Raw genomic sequence first — 18,857 nt, 5'->3', positions numbered from 1 at the left:
GTTTCCCGAACGGGTCCGTGCGCGAGCGTGTCCCGCAGCCGGGAGAGGGATTTCCGCGCCGATTGCACTCTTCCGGCCGTGCCTGTCGGCGACCGGCGTTCACCCGTTCGCCCATCTCGCCTTTCCCCGGGGGCGGTCGGGCGTGTGGGGTGGGAGCAGCCGGCCTGCCCCCGGACGAGACGATCCCGGAGACTCCCCATGACCGACCGCACGTTTCCCCACGAGCCCTCGTCGCCGACGACCGGCACCCTGTCCTCTCCCCGCCCCGGACCCCCGTCGCCGAGACCCCTCCGGCAGCGGCTGGGTCTTCTGACCGCCGCACTCGTCGCCGGTACGGCACTGCTCCCGCCCGCTGTCGCCTCCGCCGCGCCGCATCCCTCCGGCTCCGACGCCGGGGACGCCTCCGCGCGGGTGCTGCGCGGTGCCGCCACCATCGTGCCGGGGCGCTCCGGCCTGGTGGAGATCAGCGGGTACAAGGGTGCCGCCCTGCCGGCCGGTTCCTCGCTGCGGCTGACGGCGCCCGCCGGGGCCCGGGTGACCGGTACGCCGCTCGCCGACGCCGCGGGGTTCCAGGGGTCGGTGGCCACCGACGGGGCCAGCGGCACGTACACCTACGTCCGTGACTCGGGGGCCGGTTCATGGCGGGACAGCGGCTACCCGTTCGCGCTCGCCGTGGACGCGCGGGCGGTGCCGGGGACGCGGCTGCCCGGCTGCGCCGTCCTGCTGACCGACGCCGGGGGCAGGCGTCGCGCGTCCGGCGGCTGCACGGTGACCGTCGGCATGCCCGGCCCGACGCTGACCGAACCGGCGGGCGGCACCTTCGTGTCCGGCGCGGGGCGGCTCGCGGGGACCTCGTATCCAAGGGCGCGGGTGACGGTCCTGGACGCCACCGAGCACACGGTGTGCGCGGGTGTCGCAGATGTCCGCGGCGCCTGGTCGTGCAGGCCGGACACCCCCCTGCCGAGGGGCGCGAACCGACTGCACGCGAGCGCCGCCCTCAACGGGGTGTCGGCGGTCGGCGAGGACGTCGACTTCACCGTGACCGCGGGCACCGCCTGAGGCGCCCCCGCTCAGCGCTCGGCGACGAGGTCCCGCAGTGTCTTCGCTACGACCACGGGGGCCTCCTCCGCCATGAAGTGACCGCAGGTGACGGTCTCGTGCCGCAGGTCGGGGGCCCAAGCGCTCCACAGGGCGGCGGCGTCGAAGCCGAGGGCGGCGCCCCAGTCCTGCTGGAGGACGGCGACCGGCATCCGCAGCCGGTCGCCGGAGTCGCGGGCGGCGCGGTCGTGGGTGACGTCGATGCCGGCGGAGGCGCGGTAGTCGGCCACGATCGAGGGGACCGCGGCGCGGCAGGCGTCGAGGTAGGCGGCGCGGATGCCGGCGGGGATCGCCTGCGGGTCGTTCGTCCAGATGTCGAGGAAGTGGCCGAAGAACGCGTCGGGCGCGGCGGCGATCAACTCCTCGGCCAGGCCCGGGGGTTGGGCCATCAGGTAGAGATGGAAGCCGACGGCGGCGGTCACGCCGTGCAGCGCGTCCCACATGTCCAGGGTGGGCAGCACGTCGAGGCAGGCCAGGTGGGTGATCGTGTCGGGGTGGTCGAGTCCGGCGCGGAAGGCGACCAGGGCACCGCGGTCGTGCCCGGCGAGCGCGAACCGGTCGCGGCCCAGGGCGTGGGCGAGGGCGACGATGTCGGCGGCCATGGTGCGCTTGGCGTAACCGGTGCCGTCGGTCTCGGCGGGCTTGTCGCTCGCGCCGTAGCCGCGCAGGTCGGGGCAGATCACGGTGTGGTCGGCCGCGAGGTCGGTGGCGACATGGCGCCACATGAGATGGGTCTGCGGGAAGCCGTGCAGCAGCACGATCGGGCTGCCGGTTCCGGACACGGCGGCGTTCAGGGACACGCCGTCCGCGACGGGGACACGGTGGTAGGTGAAACCGGGGATGGTGGGTGACATGGGGCGCCCTTCCTTCGTGGCGATGTCGGTACGGGCGTCGGGGCCGACGCCGGTGTCGATGCCGTCGAGCCTGCCGGGCGCGAATGAGCAGTGGGTGAGCGCGCTACCGTGACCTGGGGCGATGCCCCGGAAAGGGTGGTCGGCGATGGGTGTCGCGTTCGGGGTGCTGGGGCCGGTGGCGGCCTGGGACGGTGCCGGGGACGCGATCGCTCTGAAGGGCCCCCGGCACCGCGCGGTGCTGGCCCGGCTGTTGGTCGCCCGGCGCCGGGTCGTCCCGGTCGGCCGACTGGTCGCGGACCTGTGGGCCGACCAGGGCGAGCCGCCCGCCGACGCGGTGGGCGCGGTCCGCACTTTCGTGGCCGCGCTGCGCCGGGCCCTGGAACCGGAGCGCCCGCCGCGCACTCCGGCCCGGCTGCTGGTCACCGAGGGCCCGGGGTACGCGCTGCGCGCCGAGCCGGAGACCGTGGACGCGTGGCGCTTCGAGCGGGCGGTGACCGCCGCGGGAACCCTGCCGGACCTGGACGCGCTCAACCGGCTTGAGGAGGCGCTGAGTTGGTGGCGCGGTCCGGCCTACGCCGACTTCGACACGGCCCCCTGGGCCCGCGCGGAACGCTCCCGCCTCGCCGAACTCCGGCTGCACGCCGTCGAACGCCGGGCCGAGGTCCAACTCGCCCTGGGGCGGGCCGCGATGGCGGTTCCCGACCTCGACGCCCATGTGGCGGAACATCCCTGGCGCGAGGACGCCTGGCGGCTCCTGGCCCTGGCCCTCTACCGCACCGGCCGCCAGGGCGACGCGCTCGCGGTCCTGCGCCGGGCGCGCACCCTCCTCGTGGAACAACTCGGCGCCGACCCGGGCCCGACGCTGCGCCGCCTGGAGGCGGACATCCTCGACCAGGCGGCGCATCTGAATCCCGGCCCCGGTGATCCCCTCGACCGGGAACGGGCCCGGCCGGCCGACCCCGCCGACCGCGTGTGGTCCCAGGCCACCGCCGCCTACGACCGAACCGTGGCGTCCGGTGCCCGCGCCCGCCTGGAGTCGACGGTCGGCCTGCTCCGCGATCTCGCCGTCACGGGAGGCGGCGGTCTGGAAGCGGCCCGCGGACACCGCCTCGCCGCCATCACGGCGGCGCAGGAACTGGGCGACCCGGAACTCACCGCCCGGGTCATCGGCGCCTACGACGTCCCCGCGATCTGGACCCGCGTCGACGACCCGCGGCAGGCGGCGGACACCGTGCGGGCGGCCGAGCTCACCCTGGCCGCGCTCCCCCAGGACGCCCATCCCGCCGCGCGCGCACGCCTGTTGGCGACCATCGCCCTGGAGTCACGCGGCACCCGCTCAGCACGCGGTCCCCAGGCAGCCTGCCAGGCGGAGGACATCGCCCGCCGGTTGAACGACCCCGCGCTGCTCGCCTTCGCCCTCAACGGCACGTTCATGCAGACCTTCCACCGCGCGGGCCTGGCCCCTCGACGCGACGAGATCGGCGCCGAGTTGGTCGCCCTGTCCGCCCGGCACGGCATGGTCACCTACGAAGTCCTCGGCCATCTCGTCCGACTCCAGTCCCGCAGCGCCCTCGCCGACTTCGACGGAGCCGACGAACACGCGGCCTCGGCAGACCGTCTGGCGGAGCGTCACGAACTACCCCTGGTGGGCGTGTTCACCGACTGGTACCGGGTCCTGCGGCTCTCCGCGACCGGCAACCCCCGCCCGACCGAGGAGGCAACCGCCTACCGGCGGGCGGCACTTCGCCTGGACGGAGCCGGCATGCCCGGTCTGGAACACGGGCTGCTGCCGCTGGCCCTGCTGTGCCTCCGCCTACGGCACGGCCTGCCCGCCCAGACCGACGAGCACCTCGACTGGGGACCGTACGAACCGTGGGCCCGCCCGCTGGTGTCGCTCGCGCACGACCGCCCCGCCGACGCCAGGGCCGCGCTCCGCGCGCTCCCGGACCCGCCCCGCGACCTGCTCTTCGAGGCGCTGTGGTGTCTGGCCGCCCGCGCCGCGCTGGCCCTGGACGACCACCGGACGATGGAGCGCGCCCTCGTGGAACTGACGCCCGCCGCGGCCGAGTTGGCCGGGGCGGGCAGCGGCCTGCTCACCCTGGGCCCGGTGGCACGCCACCTCGACGATCTCACCGCGGCCCTGGGACGCCCTCGATAGACCGGCGACGTCTCGGCCGGTCACCCGTACCACCGCCGTACACCGCGCCGATCTTCGTCCTGCACGGAATCAGGAAGCGCCCCCCGCTGTTGTCGCAGGCAGCAGGCGCGCACGATTCCAAGGAGACCGAGCATGTACGGCGACTCAGCAACGATCCGCAAGATCCTCACCGAGTCCGGTGACACCTGGGCCGTCGTGGGCCTGTCCTCGAACCGGTCGCGGGCGGCCTACGGTGTCGCCGAGGTGCTGAAGCGCTTCGGCAAGCGCGTCGTACCCGTCCATCCCAAGGCGGAGACGGTGCACGGCGAGCAGGGCTACGCCTCGCTCGCGGACATCCCCTTCGCGGTGGACGTCGTGGACGTCTTCGTGAACAGCGACCTCGCGGGCCCGGTCGCCGACGAGGCGGTCGCCATCGGCGCGAAGGCCGTCTGGTTCCAGCTCGGGGTCATCGACGAGTCCGCGTACGACCGGACCCGGGCCGCCGGTCTCGACATGGTGATGGACCACTGCCCGGCGATCGAGATCCCGCGACTGGGCTGACCTGCGCCGCCCTGTGCGGGCGCTGGGTAAAAGAAGCTCTCCAGTACGAGTCAAATTTCAGGCAACGCGCTTCTGAAAATATTCATGCATTCCTAGCCTGATGCCTCCCGACCGTTAAGCATGCGTGTTGACTTCGAGAGGCGCCTTGACATGGCGAGTGTTGATCAGGTTCTCCCGGAGGCCGCGAACAAACCGGGCGGACTGCGCCGGGACGTCGGTCTGATCGGACTGATGTGGGCCTCGGTGGGCTCCATCATCGGGTCCGGGTGGCTGTACGGCGCGAAGAACGCCGTCATGGTCGCGGGCCCCGCGGCGATCATCTCGTGGGTGATCGGCGCCGTCGCGATCGTGCTGCTCGCGCTCGTGCACGCCGAACTCGGCGGCATGTTCCCGGTGGCGGGCGGCACGGCCCGCTATCCGCACTACGCCTTCGGCGGCCTCGCGGGCATGTCGTTCGGCTGGTTCTCCTGGCTCCAGGCGGCGACCGTGGCCCCGATCGAGGTCGAGGCCATGATCGGCTACGCCGGTCACTGGGACTTCGCCAAGGGCTATCTGCACGCGAAGGACAGCACCCTCACGACCAGCGGCCTGATCGTCGCGATCGTCCTGATGGCGGTGTTCGTCGCGGTCAACTTCCTGGGCGTGAAGGTCCTCGCCCATACGAACAGCGCGGCCACCTGGTGGAAGATCGCCGTGCCGCTGGCCACGATCTTCATCGTCGCGGTGGGTAACTTCCACCCGGGCAACTTCACCTCGGAGACCTTCGCGCCCTTCGGCGCCAAGGGTGTATTGAGCGCGATCAGCACCAGCGGCATCATCTTCGCCCTCCTCGGCTTCGAGCAGGCGATCCAGCTCGCGGGGGAGAGCCGCAACCCCAGGCGTGACCTGCCCCGCGCGACCCTCGGCTCGGTCGCGATCGGCGCGACCATCTACGTCCTGCTCCAGGTCGTGTTCATCGCCGCGCTGCCGCACAGCTCGTTCGCGCACGGCTGGGGCAAGCTCGACTTCCCCGGGATCGACGGCCCTTGGGCGGGCCTGGCCACCCTCGTCGGCCTCGGCTGGCTGAGCGTCGTCCTCTACCTCGACGCCGTGGTCTCCCCCGCCGGCACCGGCCTCATCTACACGACCGCCACCTCCCGCGTCTCCTACGGCCTCTCCCGCAACGGCTACGCGCCGAAGCTGTTCGAGAAGACGGACGCCCGGGGCGTGCCGTGGTTCGGCCTGGTCCTCTCCTTCGTGACCGGCGTCATCTGCTTCCTGCCCTTCCCGAGCTGGCAGCAGCTGGTCGGCTTCATCACCTCGGCGAGCGTCCTGATGTACGCGGGCGCCCCGCTGGCGTACGGCGTCTTCACCGACAAGCTCCCGGACCACGACCGCCCGTACCGCCTCCCCGGCGGCAAGCTGATCTCCCCGCTCTCCTTCGTGGTCGCCAACCTCATCATCTACTGGGCGACTTGGGGCATCCTCTGGCGGCTCGGCGTGGCGATCGTCCTCGGCTACGCGCTGCTCGGCGGCTACGCCTTCTACGCCAAGAGCAAGAACCTGCCCGACGCGCCCCGGCTGGACTTCAAGGCCGCCCAGTGGCTGCCGGTCTACCTGATCGGCATGGGCGTCATCTCCTGGCAGGGCGGCTTCGGCGGCCAGGGCAACATCCCGCTCTGGTGGGACATCCTGATCATCTCGGCGTTCTCCCTGGCCATCTACCACTGGGCCCGCGCCGTCGCCTCCCGCCCGGAGGAGATCCAGCGCAGCATCGACGAGGTCGTGGTCGTGGACGTGCCCACGCACTGATCCCGGCCCGTCCCGCCGACACCCGAACCGGCCGCCGTCCAGGTGGCCGGTTCCGGCTGTCTGCACACCGTCATACTGGGCGGGTGACCTTGACTTCCCCCCACCCCAACTCCCCGTCCGCAGACCGCTTTCCGGTCGTCGTCGTGGGCGCGGGACCCGCCGGACTCACCGTCGGCAACATCCTCCGCGCCGCCGGAATCGACTGCCTCGTACTGGAGACGGAGACCCGGGAGTTCATCGAGCAGCGGCCGCGCGCCGGCGTCATCGAGGAGTGGGCCGTCCGCGGACTTCAGCAACGGGGTCTCGCCGAGCGGCTGTTGGAGCGGGCGGTGCCGCACACCGAGTGCGAGTTCCGGTTCGCCGGGCAGCGGCACCGGTTCGGCTACACGGAGCTGACGGGGCATCACCACTACGTCTATCCGCAGCCGTTGCTCGTGACGGACCTGGTGCGCGAGTACGCGGATGTGCGGGGCGGCGAGATCCGCTTCGGCGTCCAGGACGTCCAGCTGCACGACCTCGACACCGACCGCCCGACGGTGTCGTACACCGACCCGGAGACCGGTCAACGGCGGCTCGTGCACGGTGACTTCGTGGCGGGCTGCGACGGTGCGCGCGGGGTGAGCCGGGCCGCGTTGCCGCCGGAGCGGGTCCGCATCGCGCGGCACGACTACGGCGTCGGCTGGCTCGCGCTGCTCGCGGAGGCGCCGCCGTCCTCGGACTGCGTGGTGTTCGGGGTCCATCCGCGCGGTTTCGCCGGGCACATGGCGCGCAGCCCCGAGGTCACCCGCTACTACCTGGAGTGCCCGCCCGGCGACGACCCCGACAACTGGCCGCACGAGCGCGTCTGGTCCGAGCTGCGGCACCGCCTCGCCGCGACCGGCGCCCCGCCGTTGACGGAGGGCCGGCTGATCGAGAAGCGCGTGCTCGACATGCACAACTACGTGGTCGAACCGATGGTGTTCGGCCGCCTCTTCCTCGCGGGCGACGCGGCCCACCTCACCGCCCCCATCGCCGCGAAGGGCATGAACCTCGCCCTGCACGACGCGTTCCTGCTCGGCGACGCCCTCGTCGCCCATCTCACGAAGGGCGACTCCACGGGCCTGGGCGGCTACTCGGAGGCATGTCTGGGCCGTGTGTGGGAGTACCAGGAGTTCTCCCAGTGGCTCTCCGACGTGTACCACGGCGCCTCGTCCGGCGACCCGTACCACGCGGGCACCACCCTCGCCCGGCTCCGCCGCGTCTTCGAATCCCCGGCCGCGGGACTCGCGTTCGCGGAGAGCTACCTCGGCATGGACCCCAACTCCCGAGGTGTGCGCGGCACTTGAGGTACGGCGGTCAGTCGTGCGGCGGGCGGTCGGTGAGCCGGTGGTCGGCCACGTTCAACGCCTCGTCGACCAGCCGTCGCAGATGACCGTCGCTCAGCGCGTAGATCACCCGGCGGCCCTCCTTGCGCGTGGTCACCAGGCCCGCGAGCCGCAGCCGCGCCAGGTGCTGGCTGACGGCGGGGCGGGCCGCGTCGCAGGCCTCCGTGAGGGTGCTGACGTCGGCCTCGCCCGCCGTGAGGGCGTGCAGGAGGGTCAGCCGGGTGCGGTCGCCGAGCAGGGCGAGGAGTTCGGCGGCCAGGGCGAACTGTTCCTCGCCCGGGGTGCGCGGATGCGCATCGTGCGCAGGTGATAGGTGCATGCGTGCGCTCATACGCACATAATGGCTCTGCGGGCGCCGTCCGTCCACCCGCGCACCGGAAGGGGACCCAGTGAGCGACCAGCACCACCACGAACACGAGCACGCCCACCCGCACGACGACCACAGCCACGACCACCCCCATCCCCACGACCACTCCCCCACGGGCCTCCGTCACCGCCTCGGCCACCTCCTCACCCCGCACTCCCACGAGACCGCCGACAAGCTCGACTCCGCGCTGGAGTCCTCGGCCCGCGGGATGCGCGCCCTGTGGCTGTCGCTCGCGGTGCTCGGGGTGACGGCGCTGGTGCAGGCGGCCGTGGTGGTCGTGTCCGGGTCGGTCGCGCTGCTCGGCGACACCGTGCACAACGCGGCGGATGCGCTGACCGCCGTACCGCTCGGCATCGCGTTCGTCCTCGGCCGCCGGGCCGCCACCCGCCGCTTCACCTACGGCTACGGGCGCGCCGAGGACCTGGCCGGGATCGCGATCGTGCTGACGATCGCCGCGTCGGCGGCCTTCGCGGCCTGGGCGGCGGTGGACCGGCTGCTCGACCCGCGGTCCATGACACACGTCCCGGTGGTCGCCGTCGCGGCGCTCGTCGGATTCGTCGGCAACGAGTGGGTGGCCCGGTACCGGATGCGGGTCGGCCGGGAGATCGGGTCGGCCGCACTCGTCGCCGACGGACTCCACGCCCGCACCGACGGGTTCACCTCGCTGGCCGTGCTGATCGGGGCCGGCGGTTCGGCGCTGGGGTGGCGACTGGCCGACCCGATGGTGGGGCTGGCGATCACGGCGGCCATCGCCCTGGTCCTGCGGGACGCGGCCCGGGAGGTGTTCCGGCGTGTGCTGGACGCCGTCGATCCCGCCCTGGTGGACCGGGCCGAGGACGCCCTGCGGGAGGTCGAAGGGGTGCGCGGGGTGGGCGAGTTGAGGCTGCGGTGGATCGGGCACCGGCTGCGCGCGGAGGTGGCGGTCGTGGTGGACGGGGAGGCGACGGTGCGGCAGGCCCACGCCGTCGCCGTGGCGGCGGAGCACGCGCTGCTGCACGCGGTGCCGCGCCTCACGGCCGCTCTTGTGCACGCCGATCCGGCGCCGGTGCCCGGGGAGACGGACCCGCATGGGGAGTTGGCCCACCACAGCATGGTCTGAGGCCGGGGTGGGTCAGGCGACGCCCAGGCCTTCCAGGACCACCGCGCCCGGGAGTTCGGCGAACGCCTTGCCGGGGACGAGGAGTTTGCCCCGGCGGCGTCCGCTGCCGACGAGGACGTAGGGCAGGTCGACGACGGCCGAGTCGACCAGCACCGGCCAGTCGGCGGGGAGTCCGACGGGGGTGATGCCGCCGTACTCCATGCCGCTCTCCCCGGTCGCGGTGTCCATCGACGCGAACGAGGCCTTGCGGGCGCCGAGTTGGCGGCGGACGACGCCGTTCACGTCGACGCGGATGGTGGACAGGACCACACACGCGGCGAGCGTGGTCTCGCCGCCGCGCTTCCCGGCGACGACCACGCAGTTGGCGGACCGCTCCAGCAGGTCCTGGCCGTAGTGCTCGACGAAGGTCGCGGTGTCGGCCCACTCGGGGTCGGTGTCGACGTAGACGAACTGGTCGGCGGGGACGCTGCCGCGCCAGGCGCGCACGGCGTCGGCGACCGGGCGGGTCAGCTCGTCGAGGCAGTCGGGGGCCGGGACGGCGTGGTCGAAGTGTCCGATGGGTGCGTGCATGACCGCACGCTAACAGGCGTGCGACCGCTGCTCACGGGGTGTCTCCGCGCACGGGCGGGACCGACACCATCATCATCATCTCCATCGGCGCATCGCCCCGATTCCCGTACGTGTGCGGGGTGTTGGCCTCGAAGGTGGCGCTCGCCCCGGCCGGGACCAGATGGTCCTCGCCGTCGACGGTGAGGGTCAGTTCGCCCGTGGTGACATGGACCAGTTCGACCGTGCCGGCGGGGTGCGGCTCGGAGGGGCTGGACTCCCCGGGCATCAGCCGCCAGTCCCACATCTCCAGCGGGCCGGGGGCCTCGGTGCCGGCGAGGAGGCGGTTGTAGCTGCCGGCGTCGGTGTGCCACAGCCGTACCGCGCGCTCGGCGGGGACGACGCGGACCTTCGGGCCCTGTTCGTAGTCGAGCAGGGTGGTGATGCTGACGCCGAGGGCGTCGCCGATCTTGACGACCGTACCGATGCTGGGATTGGTGCGGGCCTGCTCGATCTGGATGAGCATGCCCCGGCTGACGGCGGCCCGGGCGGCGAGCACGTCCAGGGTGAAGCCGCGCACGGAGCGCCAGTGCTTGACGTTGCGTGCCAGGGACTGGGTCAGCAGGTCGAGGTCCGACACGTTCTGCCTGTACCTTCAGTTCAATATTGTGGATGACAGAGTTCAATTGACCGAACTACGGTGTGATGAACCGGCTCGTTCACCGAACTGTACTGCGAGGCACCCCGTGACAGCATTCTTCGCCCTGGCCACCAGTCTCCTGTGGGGGCTGGCCGACTTCGGCGGCGGGCTGCTGACCCGGCGCAGTCCGGCGCTCACGGTGGTCGTGGTCTCGCAGGGCATCGCGGCGGCCGTGCTCGGCGCGGTCGTGGTGGCCACCGGGGGCTGGAGCGAGGCCGGGCCCCGGCTGTGGTTCGCGTTCGCGGCGGGGCTGGTGGGGCCGGTCGCGCTGTTCAGCTTCTACAAGGCGCTCGCGCTGGGCCCGATGGGCGTCGTCTCCCCGCTCGCGACGCTGAGCGTGGCCGTACCGGTCGGGGTGGGCCTGTTCCTCGGCGAGCGGCCCGGCTTGATCCAGGCGGCGGGGATCGCGGTCGCCGTCACCGGGGTCGTCCTCGCGGGCGGCCCCCAGCTGCGGGGCGCGCCCGTGCAGCGCCAGGCGATCCTGCTGACCCTGATCGCCGCGCTCGGCTTCGGCACGGTGTTCGCGCTGATCGCGGAGGCGTCGACGACGGTGACCGGGTTGTTCCTCGCGCTGTTCGTGCAGCGGCTCACCAACGTGGCGACGGGTAGGGCGGCGCTGTACGCCTCGGTGCGGCGGGGCGGGGTCGCGCTCCCGGAGGGCGGCTTCCCCTGGGCCTCCCTGCCGGCGCTGGCCTTCGTGGGGCTGGCCGATGTGGCGGCCAACGGGACGTACTCGATCGCGGCGCAGCACGGGCCGGTGACGGTGGCGGCGGTGCTGGCCTCGCTGTATCCGGTGGTCACGGCGCTGGCGGCACGGGGGTTTCTGAGCGAGCGGTTGCGGGTGATCCAGGCGGCGGGGGCGGGGTTGGCGTTGGTGGGGACGTTGTTGCTGGCCACGGGGTGAGGGCGGCCCGCGGCCGGGGTGCCCACGTGCCGCGGAGGGCACCCGTGCGGGGTGTCAGCTCCCGGGTGCCCGCTGCCCGTTGACCGTCAGGCGTCCGCGTCCAGTTCCGCCAGCCTCGCGATCGCGTCGTCGTCCAGGTCGGCGAGCCGTGCCGCGCCCGCCTCGTCCAGGTCCGCGAGGGCGCGCAGCTGGTCCGGGGTCACGTCCGCCGGGATCGGCACCGGCGCGGGGGTGCGGAGCGGTGGCTGCCAGCCCTCCGCGGGTGTCCAGCGGCGTACGACCCGTGCGGGGGCCCCCGCGACCACGGCATGGTCGGGCACCGTGCCGCGGACCACCGCACCGGCCGCCACGACCACGTTCCGGCCGATCCGCGCGCCCGGCAGGATCACCGCGCCGGTGCCGATCCAGCAGCCCGAGCCGATCTCGACGGGCTCCATCCGGGGCCACTGCTTGCCGATGGGCTCGTGCGGGTCGTCGTAGGAATGGTTCGTGGACGTCACGTAGACGTAGGGCCCGAAGTAGCAGTCGCTGCCGATCGTGACTGTGGTGTCGGCGATGACATGGCTGCCGCGGCCGAGGACCACGCCGTCGCCCACGCGCAGGATCGGGTCGGGGCCGAGGTCGAGGTCGGGCATCAGGCCCGCGGTGAGGGTGACCTGTTCGCCGACGATGCAGTGGGAGCCGAGGTGGATCCAGGGTTCGCCGAAGACCGTACCCAGCGGGAAGGCGAGCCGGGTGGCCTCGCCGATGGACCCGAACCGGAAGCGGCCGGGGCGGTCGGCCGTCACCGAGCCCGTGCGCTGCACCCAGGCCCAGCCCGCGTGGACGGCGTCCTGTACGAGGCGGCGCCGCCATGATGAGAACGTGTTCTTGCTTGTGGGCACCCGCTCACCGTACTCAGCGCGCGTCAGACCCATGAGGCCCGGCCGCTGTGATCTTCGCCCCACCGGTGTCGTACCGTGCGGGTGTCCGCGACAGCTTGGAGGGCTTCATGACGCACAGGGCGTTGATCGTGGGGATGGGCGGCCGGGAGCCGAAGGTCGACGAGTCGGCGTTCGTCGCTCCTACGGCGTCCCTGATCGGGGACGTGACGCTGGCCGCCGGGGCGAGTGTCTGGTACGGCGCGGCGGTGCGGGGCGATGTCGAGCGGATCGTCGTCGGGGCGGACAGCAACATCCAGGACAACTGCACCCTGCACGCGGACCCGGGGTTTCCGGTGAGTGTGGGTGAGCGGGTTTCCGTGGGGCACAACGCGGTGGTGCACGGGGCGACCGTGGAGGACGACTGCCTGGTCGGGATGGGAGCCACGGTGCTCAACGGGGCGGTGATCGGGGCGGGTTCGCTGGTCGCGGCTCAGGCGTTGGTGCCGCAGGGGATGGTGGTGCCGCCGGGGTCACTGGTCGCCGGGGTGCCGGCCAAGGTTCGGCGGGAGCTCAGTTCCGAGGAGCGGGAGGGGTTGACCCTCAACGGGACGATGTACGCCGAGTTGGCGAAGGCGCATCGCGAAGTGCATGAGTAGACCGTCGGCGGGTGCGGGTGCGTCGTGGCCGGTCGCGCCCACACGGCGGAGCCGCACCGTGGGCACAGCCCCGCGCCCCTTCGTCACTCGGCGGCGCTCACCGGTTCGGGTTCGTTCTTCTCCGCGGTCATCTTCTGCGCCCTGCGGCGCACGATCAGCATGGAGGCGAGGCCGACCAGTACCGCCGCCGCGAGGCCGAAGTACGAGAAGCGCTTGAGCCAGTCCTCCGCGACGATTCCCACGTAGTACACGACCGCCGTGGTGCCGCCGGCCCAGACGACTCCGCCCAGGAGGTTGGCGATCAGGAACTTCCAGTAGGGCATGCGGAGTACGCCCGCGAGGGGGCCGGCGAAGATGCGGAGGAGGGCGATGAAGCGGCCGAAGAAGACGGCCCACATGCCCCACTTCTCGAAGGACCTCTCCGCGGTGGCCACATGGCCTTCGCTGAAGTGTCTCGGGAACTTCTCCGCCAGCCAGGCCAGCAGGGGGCGTCCGCCCTTGCGGCCGATCGCGTAGCCGATGGAGTCGCCGATCACCGCGCCGAGGCTGGCGCAGGCGCCCAGGACGAACGGGTTGATGCCCGAGTGCTGGGAGGAGAGAAGTGCGGCGGAGACCAGGACGATCTCGCCCGGCAGCGGGATGCCCAGGCTCTCCACCCCGATGACGAGGGCCACCACGGCGTAGACGGCCACCGCCGGAACCGAGTCGAGCCATTCCTGGACGTGCAACGCCGGTCCTCCTGAACGCGCGGACTGTCTGACTTTCCGGCGTGCGCCGCGAAGCGTGAAGCGGGCGCACTCAGGAAGCCTACCGCCCGGCATCGAACGGCAGCGCCCCTCGGACGACGGCTCCGAGGCTGCGTCGATACCGCTCCGTTACGTCCCGGGCGGACCGAAAGAACGCCATCTGCCGGAGATTCACATAGGGTAGCCTTGCCTAAGTTGGCCGGTTTCCGGAGGGTGGCTGGTGGGAGCAGGGGAACTGTCGGGGCGGGACGTCCTGACGCGCTCGGTCAAAGGACAGCTACGACGCCTCGCGCTCGGTTTGGCGCTCGGAAGCGTGCACCAACTCGGGGAAGCCCTGGTGCCGGTCCTCATCGGTGTCGTCATCGACCAGGCCGTGGACGGACAGAACGCCGGACGCCTGGCGCTCTGGCTCGGTGTCCTGGCCGTCATGTACGTGACGCTGTCGTGGAGTTTCCGGCTCGGCGCCAAGGCCGGTGAACGCGGGGCCGAGGAGGCCGCGCACACACTCCGGTCGGCGATCGTGGACCGGGTGCTCGACGCCCGTGGCGGCGCCGAGGAGGGACGGCTGCCCGGGGAACTCGCCAACGTCGCCACCGAGGACGCCAAGCGGGTCGGCGCGGTCAACATGGCGCTGATGAGCGGCATGTGGGCGATCTCCGGTGTCACCGTGGCCGCCGTCGCGCTGCTGCTGACGTCCGTGACACTCGGGTTGATCGTGCTGCTGGGCACGCCCGTGCTGCTGTGGCTGGGGCATCTGCTGAGCAAGCCGCTGGAGCGCCGCAGCGAGGCCGAGCAGGACAGGGCCGCTCACGCGTCGGGCGTGGCCGCCGACCTGGTCGCCGGGCTGCGCGTGCTGAAGGGGCTCGGCGCGCAGGACGCCGCCGTCGAGCGGTACCGCGGGACGAGCCGCGTCTCCCTTGCCGCCACGCTGCGTTCGGCGCGTGCCGAGTCCTGGCAGACGGGGCTCGCGCTCGCGCTCACCGGTGGGTTCATCGCGCTGATCGCCCTCGTGGGCGGGCGGCTCGCCCTCGACGGATCGCTCACGTTGGGGCAGTTGGTGGCGGCGGTGGGGCTCGCGCTGTTCCTGCTGGGGCCGTTGGAGACGTTCGCGTGGGTCAACGCCGAACTGGCGCAGGGCCGCGCCTCGGCCGCGCGCGTCGCGGAGGTGCTCGCCACCGGGCACGCGGTGGTGGACGGCGACGACCCGGTCGCCGAGCCCGTGCGCGGACAATTGCGGCTGCGCGGCGTACGGCTCGGCGGTCTCGACGGCCTCGATCTCGACCTGCCCGCCGGGCGGTTGACCGGCATCGCGGTGACGGACCCGGCCGCCGCCGAGGCCCTGTTGCGGTGCCTGGGGCGGGAGACGGACCCGGAGTCCGGTTCCGTCGAGCTGGACGGCGTACCCCTGACTCGCCTCGATCCGGCGGGACTTCGGGCCGCCGTGCTGGTCGCCGCCCATGACGCGGCGCTGTTCGAGGGCTCGTTGGCCGCGAACGTGACGCCGCACGAGGAGTACGGAAGCGGTACGGCGGACGGGGAACCCGATCTGCGTACCGAGCACGCCATGGCCGCCGCCCGCGCCGACGAGGTCGCCGACTCCCTGCCGCACGGCACCGCGACCGGGGTCGGCGAGGGCGGCCGGTCGCTGTCGGGCGGTCAGCGTCAACGCGTGCTGCTGGCACGGGCATTGCGCGCCGGGCCGCCCGTCCTGGTCGTGCACGATCCGACGACCGCCGTCGACACGGTGACCGAGGCACGTATCGCGAGCGGCCTGCGCGAGTTCCGGCAGGGGCGCACCACGATCGTGGTGACCAACAGCCCCGCCCTGCTCGCCGTCACCGACCACGTGATCCTCCTCGACGCCGGCCGCGTCGGCGCCGAGGGCACCCACGCGGACCTCGTACGAACCGACGCGACCTACCGGACGGCGGTGCTGGCATGACGACGGAAGCCGAGGCGGTACGGGAGGCCGCGCGGGTGGACACGGACCGCGCTCTCCTCCCCACCGCCACCCCCGCCCGCACCCGCGCCGCGGTCCGTGAACTCCTGCGCCCGCAGCGGGGCCTGGCCGTCGCCGGGTTCGGGCTGATGGTGCTCGCCACAGCCGTCGGACTGCTCACCCAGCCGCTGCTGGGCCACATCGTCGACATCGTCACCGAGCACCGCTCCCCCGACGCGCTCACCTTCCCGGTGATCGCGCTCGCCGGGGTGGCGGTGGTGCAGGGCGTGACCACCGCGCTCGGCATGTCCCTCATCTCCCGGCTGGGCGAGACCGCGCTCGCCCGGCTGCGTGAACTGTTCGTCGAGCGGGCCCTGTCGCTCCCCCTGGACCGGGTGGAGAAAGCCGGTTCCGGTGACCTCAACTCCCGTGTCACGCGGGATGTCTCGCGGGTCGCCGACGCCGTGCGCGGGGCGCTGCCCGAGCTGGCCCGGTCCGCGCTGTCGATCGTGCTGACGCTCGGCGCGCTCGCCCTGCTGGACTGGCGGTTCCTGCTGGCCGCGCTGATCGCGGTGCCCGTACAGGCGCACACCGCGCGCTGGTATGTCCGCAACGCCGTTCCCCTGTACGCCAAGGAGCGTATCGCCACCGGCACGCAGCAGCAGCAGTTGCTGGACACGATCGGCGGGGCGCGGACCGTACGGGCGTACCGCCTTCAGCGGGAGCACAGCCGACGGGTCACCGAACGCTCGCGTTCCGCCGTCGAACTGACCATGCGGGGCGTGCAGTTGATGCTGCGCTTCTACAGCCGGCTGCACATCGCCGAGTACCTGGGGCTGTCCGCCGTGCTGGTCACCGGGTTCCTGCTGGTGCGCGACGGTTCCGCGTCGGTCGGCACGGCCACCGCCGCCGCGCTGTACTTCCACAGTCTCTTCGGGCCGGTCAACACCGCGCTGGTGCTGCTCGACGACGCCCAGTCGGCAACGGCCGGACTGGCACGGCTCGTTGGGGTCGTGGACGAACCCGCGCCAGCGGTCGCCGACCGCGCGGACGACCGTACGACGACGGACGCTCCCCCGCCCGTGACGCTGACCGGTGTCTCCCACGCGTATGTGCCGGGCCGCCCGGTGCTGCACGACGTCGACCTGGAGATCCGGCCCAAGGAGCGGGTGGCGCTGGTCGGTACGACCGGTGCGGGCAAGACGACCCTGGCCAAGCTGGTCGCGGGGCTGCACCGCCCGCAGTCGGGCCGGATCGACATCGGCGGCGCGGAACCGGACGAGGCCGGTCACCTGGTCGGGCTCGTCACGCAGGAGGTGCATGTCTTCGCCGGGCCGCTCGCGGAGGATCTGCGGCTGGCCCGACCGGGCGCCGACGTCGGGGAACTCCGGGAGGCGCTCGGCACGGTGGGCGCGCTCGGCTGGGTCGAGGCGTTGCCGGAGGGCCTCGACACGGTTGTCGGCGACGGCGGCCATCGGCTCACCGCCGACCGCGCGCAGCAACTCGCCCTCGCACGACTGCTGTTGGCCGATCCACCCGTCGTCGTGCTCGACGAGGCGACCGCGGAGGCGGGCAGTTCGGGGGCACGGCAGCTCGACGAGGCCGCCGAGCAGGCGCTGCGCGGGCGGACCGCGCTGGTCGTGGCGCACCGGCTCAGTCAGGCCGCCTCCGCGGACCGGGTGATCGTGCTGAGCGACGGCCGGGTCGTGGAGAACGGCACGCACGACGAACTCCTCACCGCCCAGGGCCAGTACGCCGCCCTGTGGCACGCCTGGTCCGGCAGCCGCTCCGCCGGGACCGCCCCCGACGCCCCCTAGCCCGCCCCGCCGACGACCTGTCACCCCCCGCCGAACCCACCGCGACGAACAGAAGGATCATCCGATGCCCCGCGCCACCAGAGCCTCCCGGCTGTCCGGTCTGCTCGCCTCCGTACTCCTGCTGGCCGTCACGGCGGTCGGCTGTGGTTCCTCCGACTCCGGCTCCACGTCGTCCGGTTCGGCCACCTCGGGGTCGGACTCGAAGGCGTCCGCGGACGCCTTCCCGGTGACGATCGCCCACAAGTTCGGCAGCACGACGATCAAGTCCGAGCCGCGGCGCATCGTCACCGTCGGCCTCACCGACCAGGACGCGGTCCTCGCCCTGGGCAAGGTGCCGGTGGGCACGACGGAATGGCTCGGCGGCTACCAGGGCACGATCGGCCCGTGGGCCAAGGACAAGCTGGGGAGTTCACCGGCGCCGACCGTCCTCAAGGACACCGGCACCGGCCCGCAGGTGGAGAAGATCGCCGCGCTGAAGCCGGACTTGATCCTCGCGGTCTACTCCGGTCTGACGAAGGCGCAGTACCAGAGCCTGTCGCGGTTCGCGCCGGTCGTCGCCCAGCCGAAGGCGTACAACGACTACGGCGTGCCGTGGCAGCAGCAGACCGAGGAGATCGGCAGGGCGATGGGCAAGGCCGACGAGGCCAAGACCCTGGTGTCGGGCGTCGAGGCCCGGTTCGCCGCGGCCAAGAAGGCCAACCCGGCGTTCGCCGGGGCGTCGGCCGTGATGGCGACCCCGTACGAGGGCGTCTTCGTCTACGGCAGCCAGGACCCGCGCTCCCGCCTCCTCTCCGACCTGGGCTTCTCGCTGCCGAAGGACCTCGACAAGGTCATCGGTGACACGTTCGGCGCGAACATCAGCAAGGAGCGCTACGACCTCCTCGACCAGAAGGTCGCCGTGTGGATCGTGCCGGACACCACCACGGCCGTCACCAAGCTGCACGGCGACAAGATCTACGGCGACCTGAACGTGGTGAAGCAGGGCCGTGAGGTCTTCGTCAAGGAGACCAGCGACTACGGCAACGCCGTGTCCCTGTCGACGGTGTTGAGCATCCCCTACGTCCTGGACCGCATGGTGCCGCAGCTCGCGGCGGCGGTGGACGGCCGGACGTCGACGAAGGTGGAGCAGCCGGCCTCCTGACGTCAGGGAACGCGAAAGGGGGCGGGTCCGAGGACATCTCGGGCCCGCCCCCTTTGCCGTGCTCAGGCGCCGTCGACGAGACTCTTCGGCCTCATGTCCGTCCAGTTGGCCTCGATGTGGTCGAGGCACTCCTGCCGCGCGGCCGGTCCGTAGGCGACCGTCCAGCCCGCCGGCACATCCACGAAGTCGGGCCACAGGCTGTGCTGGCCCTCGTCGTTGACGAGAACGGAGTAGACGCCGTCGGGGTTCTCGAAGGGGTTGCTCATGTCAGGGG

General features: G+C 72.5%; 18 protein-coding genes. 11 read left to right on the top strand and 7 right to left on the bottom strand.

Annotated elements, in window-relative coordinates; all coding sequences use genetic code 11:
- Positions 1-198: 198 nt before the first annotated feature.
- A complete protein-coding gene (locus ACIRB1_RS37960; RefSeq protein ID WP_403468726.1) occupies positions 199-1,059 on the top strand; it encodes a carboxypeptidase regulatory-like domain-containing protein in 861 nt (286 codons plus the stop codon).
- Between the two features lie 11 nt (positions 1,060-1,070).
- Here ACIRB1_RS37960 and ACIRB1_RS37955 read toward each other — a convergent pair whose 3' ends face one another.
- Entirely contained in the window at positions 1,071-1,952 is an 882-nt protein-coding gene (locus tag ACIRB1_RS37955; protein WP_403468725.1) for an alpha/beta fold hydrolase, read from the bottom strand.
- A 145-nt stretch (positions 1,953-2,097) separates the two neighbouring features.
- Between ACIRB1_RS37955 and ACIRB1_RS37950 the strand changes: the two genes are divergently transcribed.
- The 4 genes from ACIRB1_RS37950 (at position 2,098) to ACIRB1_RS37935 (ending at position 7,766) form a co-directional block, all read left to right on the top strand.
- A complete protein-coding gene (locus ACIRB1_RS37950) occupies positions 2,098-4,110 on the top strand; it encodes a BTAD domain-containing putative transcriptional regulator (protein ID WP_403468724.1) in 2,013 nt (670 codons plus the stop codon).
- Positions 4,111-4,242: 132 nt separating this feature from the next.
- Entirely contained in the window at positions 4,243-4,650 is a 408-nt protein-coding gene (locus ACIRB1_RS37945) for a CoA-binding protein (RefSeq protein ID WP_329556090.1), read from the top strand.
- Between the two features lie 150 nt (positions 4,651-4,800).
- Entirely contained in the window at positions 4,801-6,441 is a 1,641-nt protein-coding gene (locus tag ACIRB1_RS37940) for an APC family permease (protein WP_403468723.1), read from the top strand.
- An 83-nt stretch (positions 6,442-6,524) separates the two neighbouring features.
- Complete coding sequence (locus tag ACIRB1_RS37935) at positions 6,525-7,766, top strand: 4-hydroxybenzoate 3-monooxygenase (protein ID WP_403468722.1); 1,242 nt, start codon at positions 6,525-6,527, stop codon at positions 7,764-7,766.
- A 10-nt stretch (positions 7,767-7,776) separates the two neighbouring features.
- On the opposite strand, the gene ACIRB1_RS37930 is transcribed toward ACIRB1_RS37935, so the two are convergent.
- Positions 7,777-8,136: a metalloregulator ArsR/SmtB family transcription factor gene (locus tag ACIRB1_RS37930; protein ID WP_352179502.1), complete on the bottom strand. Its 360-nt coding sequence runs from the start codon at positions 8,134-8,136 to the stop codon at positions 7,777-7,779.
- A 58-nt stretch (positions 8,137-8,194) separates the two neighbouring features.
- Here ACIRB1_RS37930 and ACIRB1_RS37925 point away from each other — a divergent pair, with 58 nt between their 5' ends.
- Positions 8,195-9,271 carry a cation diffusion facilitator family transporter gene (locus tag ACIRB1_RS37925; protein ID WP_403468721.1) on the top strand — a complete coding sequence of 359 codons (1,077 nt, stop codon included), beginning with the start codon at positions 8,195-8,197 and terminating at the stop codon, positions 9,269-9,271.
- Between the two features lie 12 nt (positions 9,272-9,283).
- Here ACIRB1_RS37925 and ACIRB1_RS37920 read toward each other — a convergent pair whose 3' ends face one another.
- A complete protein-coding gene (locus tag ACIRB1_RS37920; RefSeq protein ID WP_403468720.1) occupies positions 9,284-9,841 on the bottom strand; it encodes a YbaK/EbsC family protein in 558 nt (185 codons plus the stop codon).
- 31 nt (positions 9,842-9,872) lie between these two features.
- On the bottom strand, positions 9,873-10,457 hold the full coding sequence (locus ACIRB1_RS37915) for an XRE family transcriptional regulator (protein ID WP_352179505.1): 585 nt from the start codon (positions 10,455-10,457) through the stop codon (positions 9,873-9,875).
- 106 nt (positions 10,458-10,563) lie between these two features.
- Between ACIRB1_RS37915 and ACIRB1_RS37910 the strand changes: the two genes are divergently transcribed.
- Complete coding sequence (locus ACIRB1_RS37910) at positions 10,564-11,421, top strand: EamA family transporter (RefSeq protein WP_403468719.1); 858 nt, start codon at positions 10,564-10,566, stop codon at positions 11,419-11,421.
- 86 nt (positions 11,422-11,507) lie between these two features.
- Here ACIRB1_RS37910 and ACIRB1_RS37905 read toward each other — a convergent pair whose 3' ends face one another.
- Positions 11,508-12,305: an acyltransferase gene (locus ACIRB1_RS37905; RefSeq protein WP_403468718.1), complete on the bottom strand. Its 798-nt coding sequence runs from the start codon at positions 12,303-12,305 to the stop codon at positions 11,508-11,510.
- Positions 12,306-12,412: 107 nt separating this feature from the next.
- On the opposite strand from ACIRB1_RS37905, the gene ACIRB1_RS37900 reads away from it, so the two are divergent.
- Entirely contained in the window at positions 12,413-12,940 is a 528-nt protein-coding gene (locus ACIRB1_RS37900) for a gamma carbonic anhydrase family protein (RefSeq protein ID WP_403468717.1), read from the top strand.
- A gap of 83 nt (positions 12,941-13,023) precedes the next feature.
- Here ACIRB1_RS37900 and ACIRB1_RS37895 read toward each other — a convergent pair whose 3' ends face one another.
- Positions 13,024-13,668, bottom strand: a complete 645-nt coding sequence (locus ACIRB1_RS37895; protein WP_352179509.1) for a DedA family protein — start codon at positions 13,666-13,668, stop codon at positions 13,024-13,026.
- A 238-nt stretch (positions 13,669-13,906) separates the two neighbouring features.
- Here ACIRB1_RS37895 and ACIRB1_RS37890 point away from each other — a divergent pair, with 238 nt between their 5' ends.
- The 3 genes from ACIRB1_RS37890 to ACIRB1_RS37880 all read left to right on the top strand — a co-directional run bounded on the left by ACIRB1_RS37890 (position 13,907) and on the right by ACIRB1_RS37880 (position 18,583).
- The gene (locus ACIRB1_RS37890; protein ID WP_403468716.1) at positions 13,907-15,628 is read left to right on the top strand and encodes an ABC transporter ATP-binding protein; all 1,722 of its coding nucleotides are present in this window, start codon (positions 13,907-13,909) and stop codon (positions 15,626-15,628) included.
- The gene (locus ACIRB1_RS37885; protein ID WP_403468715.1) at positions 15,625-17,442 is read left to right on the top strand and encodes an ABC transporter ATP-binding protein; all 1,818 of its coding nucleotides are present in this window, start codon (positions 15,625-15,627) and stop codon (positions 17,440-17,442) included. Before ACIRB1_RS37890 ends, ACIRB1_RS37885 begins: the two co-directional genes overlap by 4 nt.
- Before the next feature lie 64 nt (positions 17,443-17,506).
- The gene (locus ACIRB1_RS37880) at positions 17,507-18,583 is read left to right on the top strand and encodes an iron-siderophore ABC transporter substrate-binding protein (protein WP_403468714.1); all 1,077 of its coding nucleotides are present in this window, start codon (positions 17,507-17,509) and stop codon (positions 18,581-18,583) included.
- 62 nt (positions 18,584-18,645) lie between these two features.
- Here ACIRB1_RS37880 and ACIRB1_RS37875 read toward each other — a convergent pair whose 3' ends face one another.
- Positions 18,646-18,849, bottom strand: a complete 204-nt coding sequence (locus ACIRB1_RS37875) for an MbtH family protein (RefSeq protein WP_352179513.1) — start codon at positions 18,847-18,849, stop codon at positions 18,646-18,648.
- Between the last annotated feature and the right edge of the window lie 8 nt (positions 18,850-18,857).

Source organism: Streptomyces sp. NPDC096013 (assembly GCF_044763565.1).
GTDB lineage: Bacteria > Actinomycetota > Actinomycetes > Streptomycetales > Streptomycetaceae > Streptomyces.
Note: the sequence above shows the minus strand (reverse complement) of the source record. Positions and strands in the feature narration are given on the sequence as shown.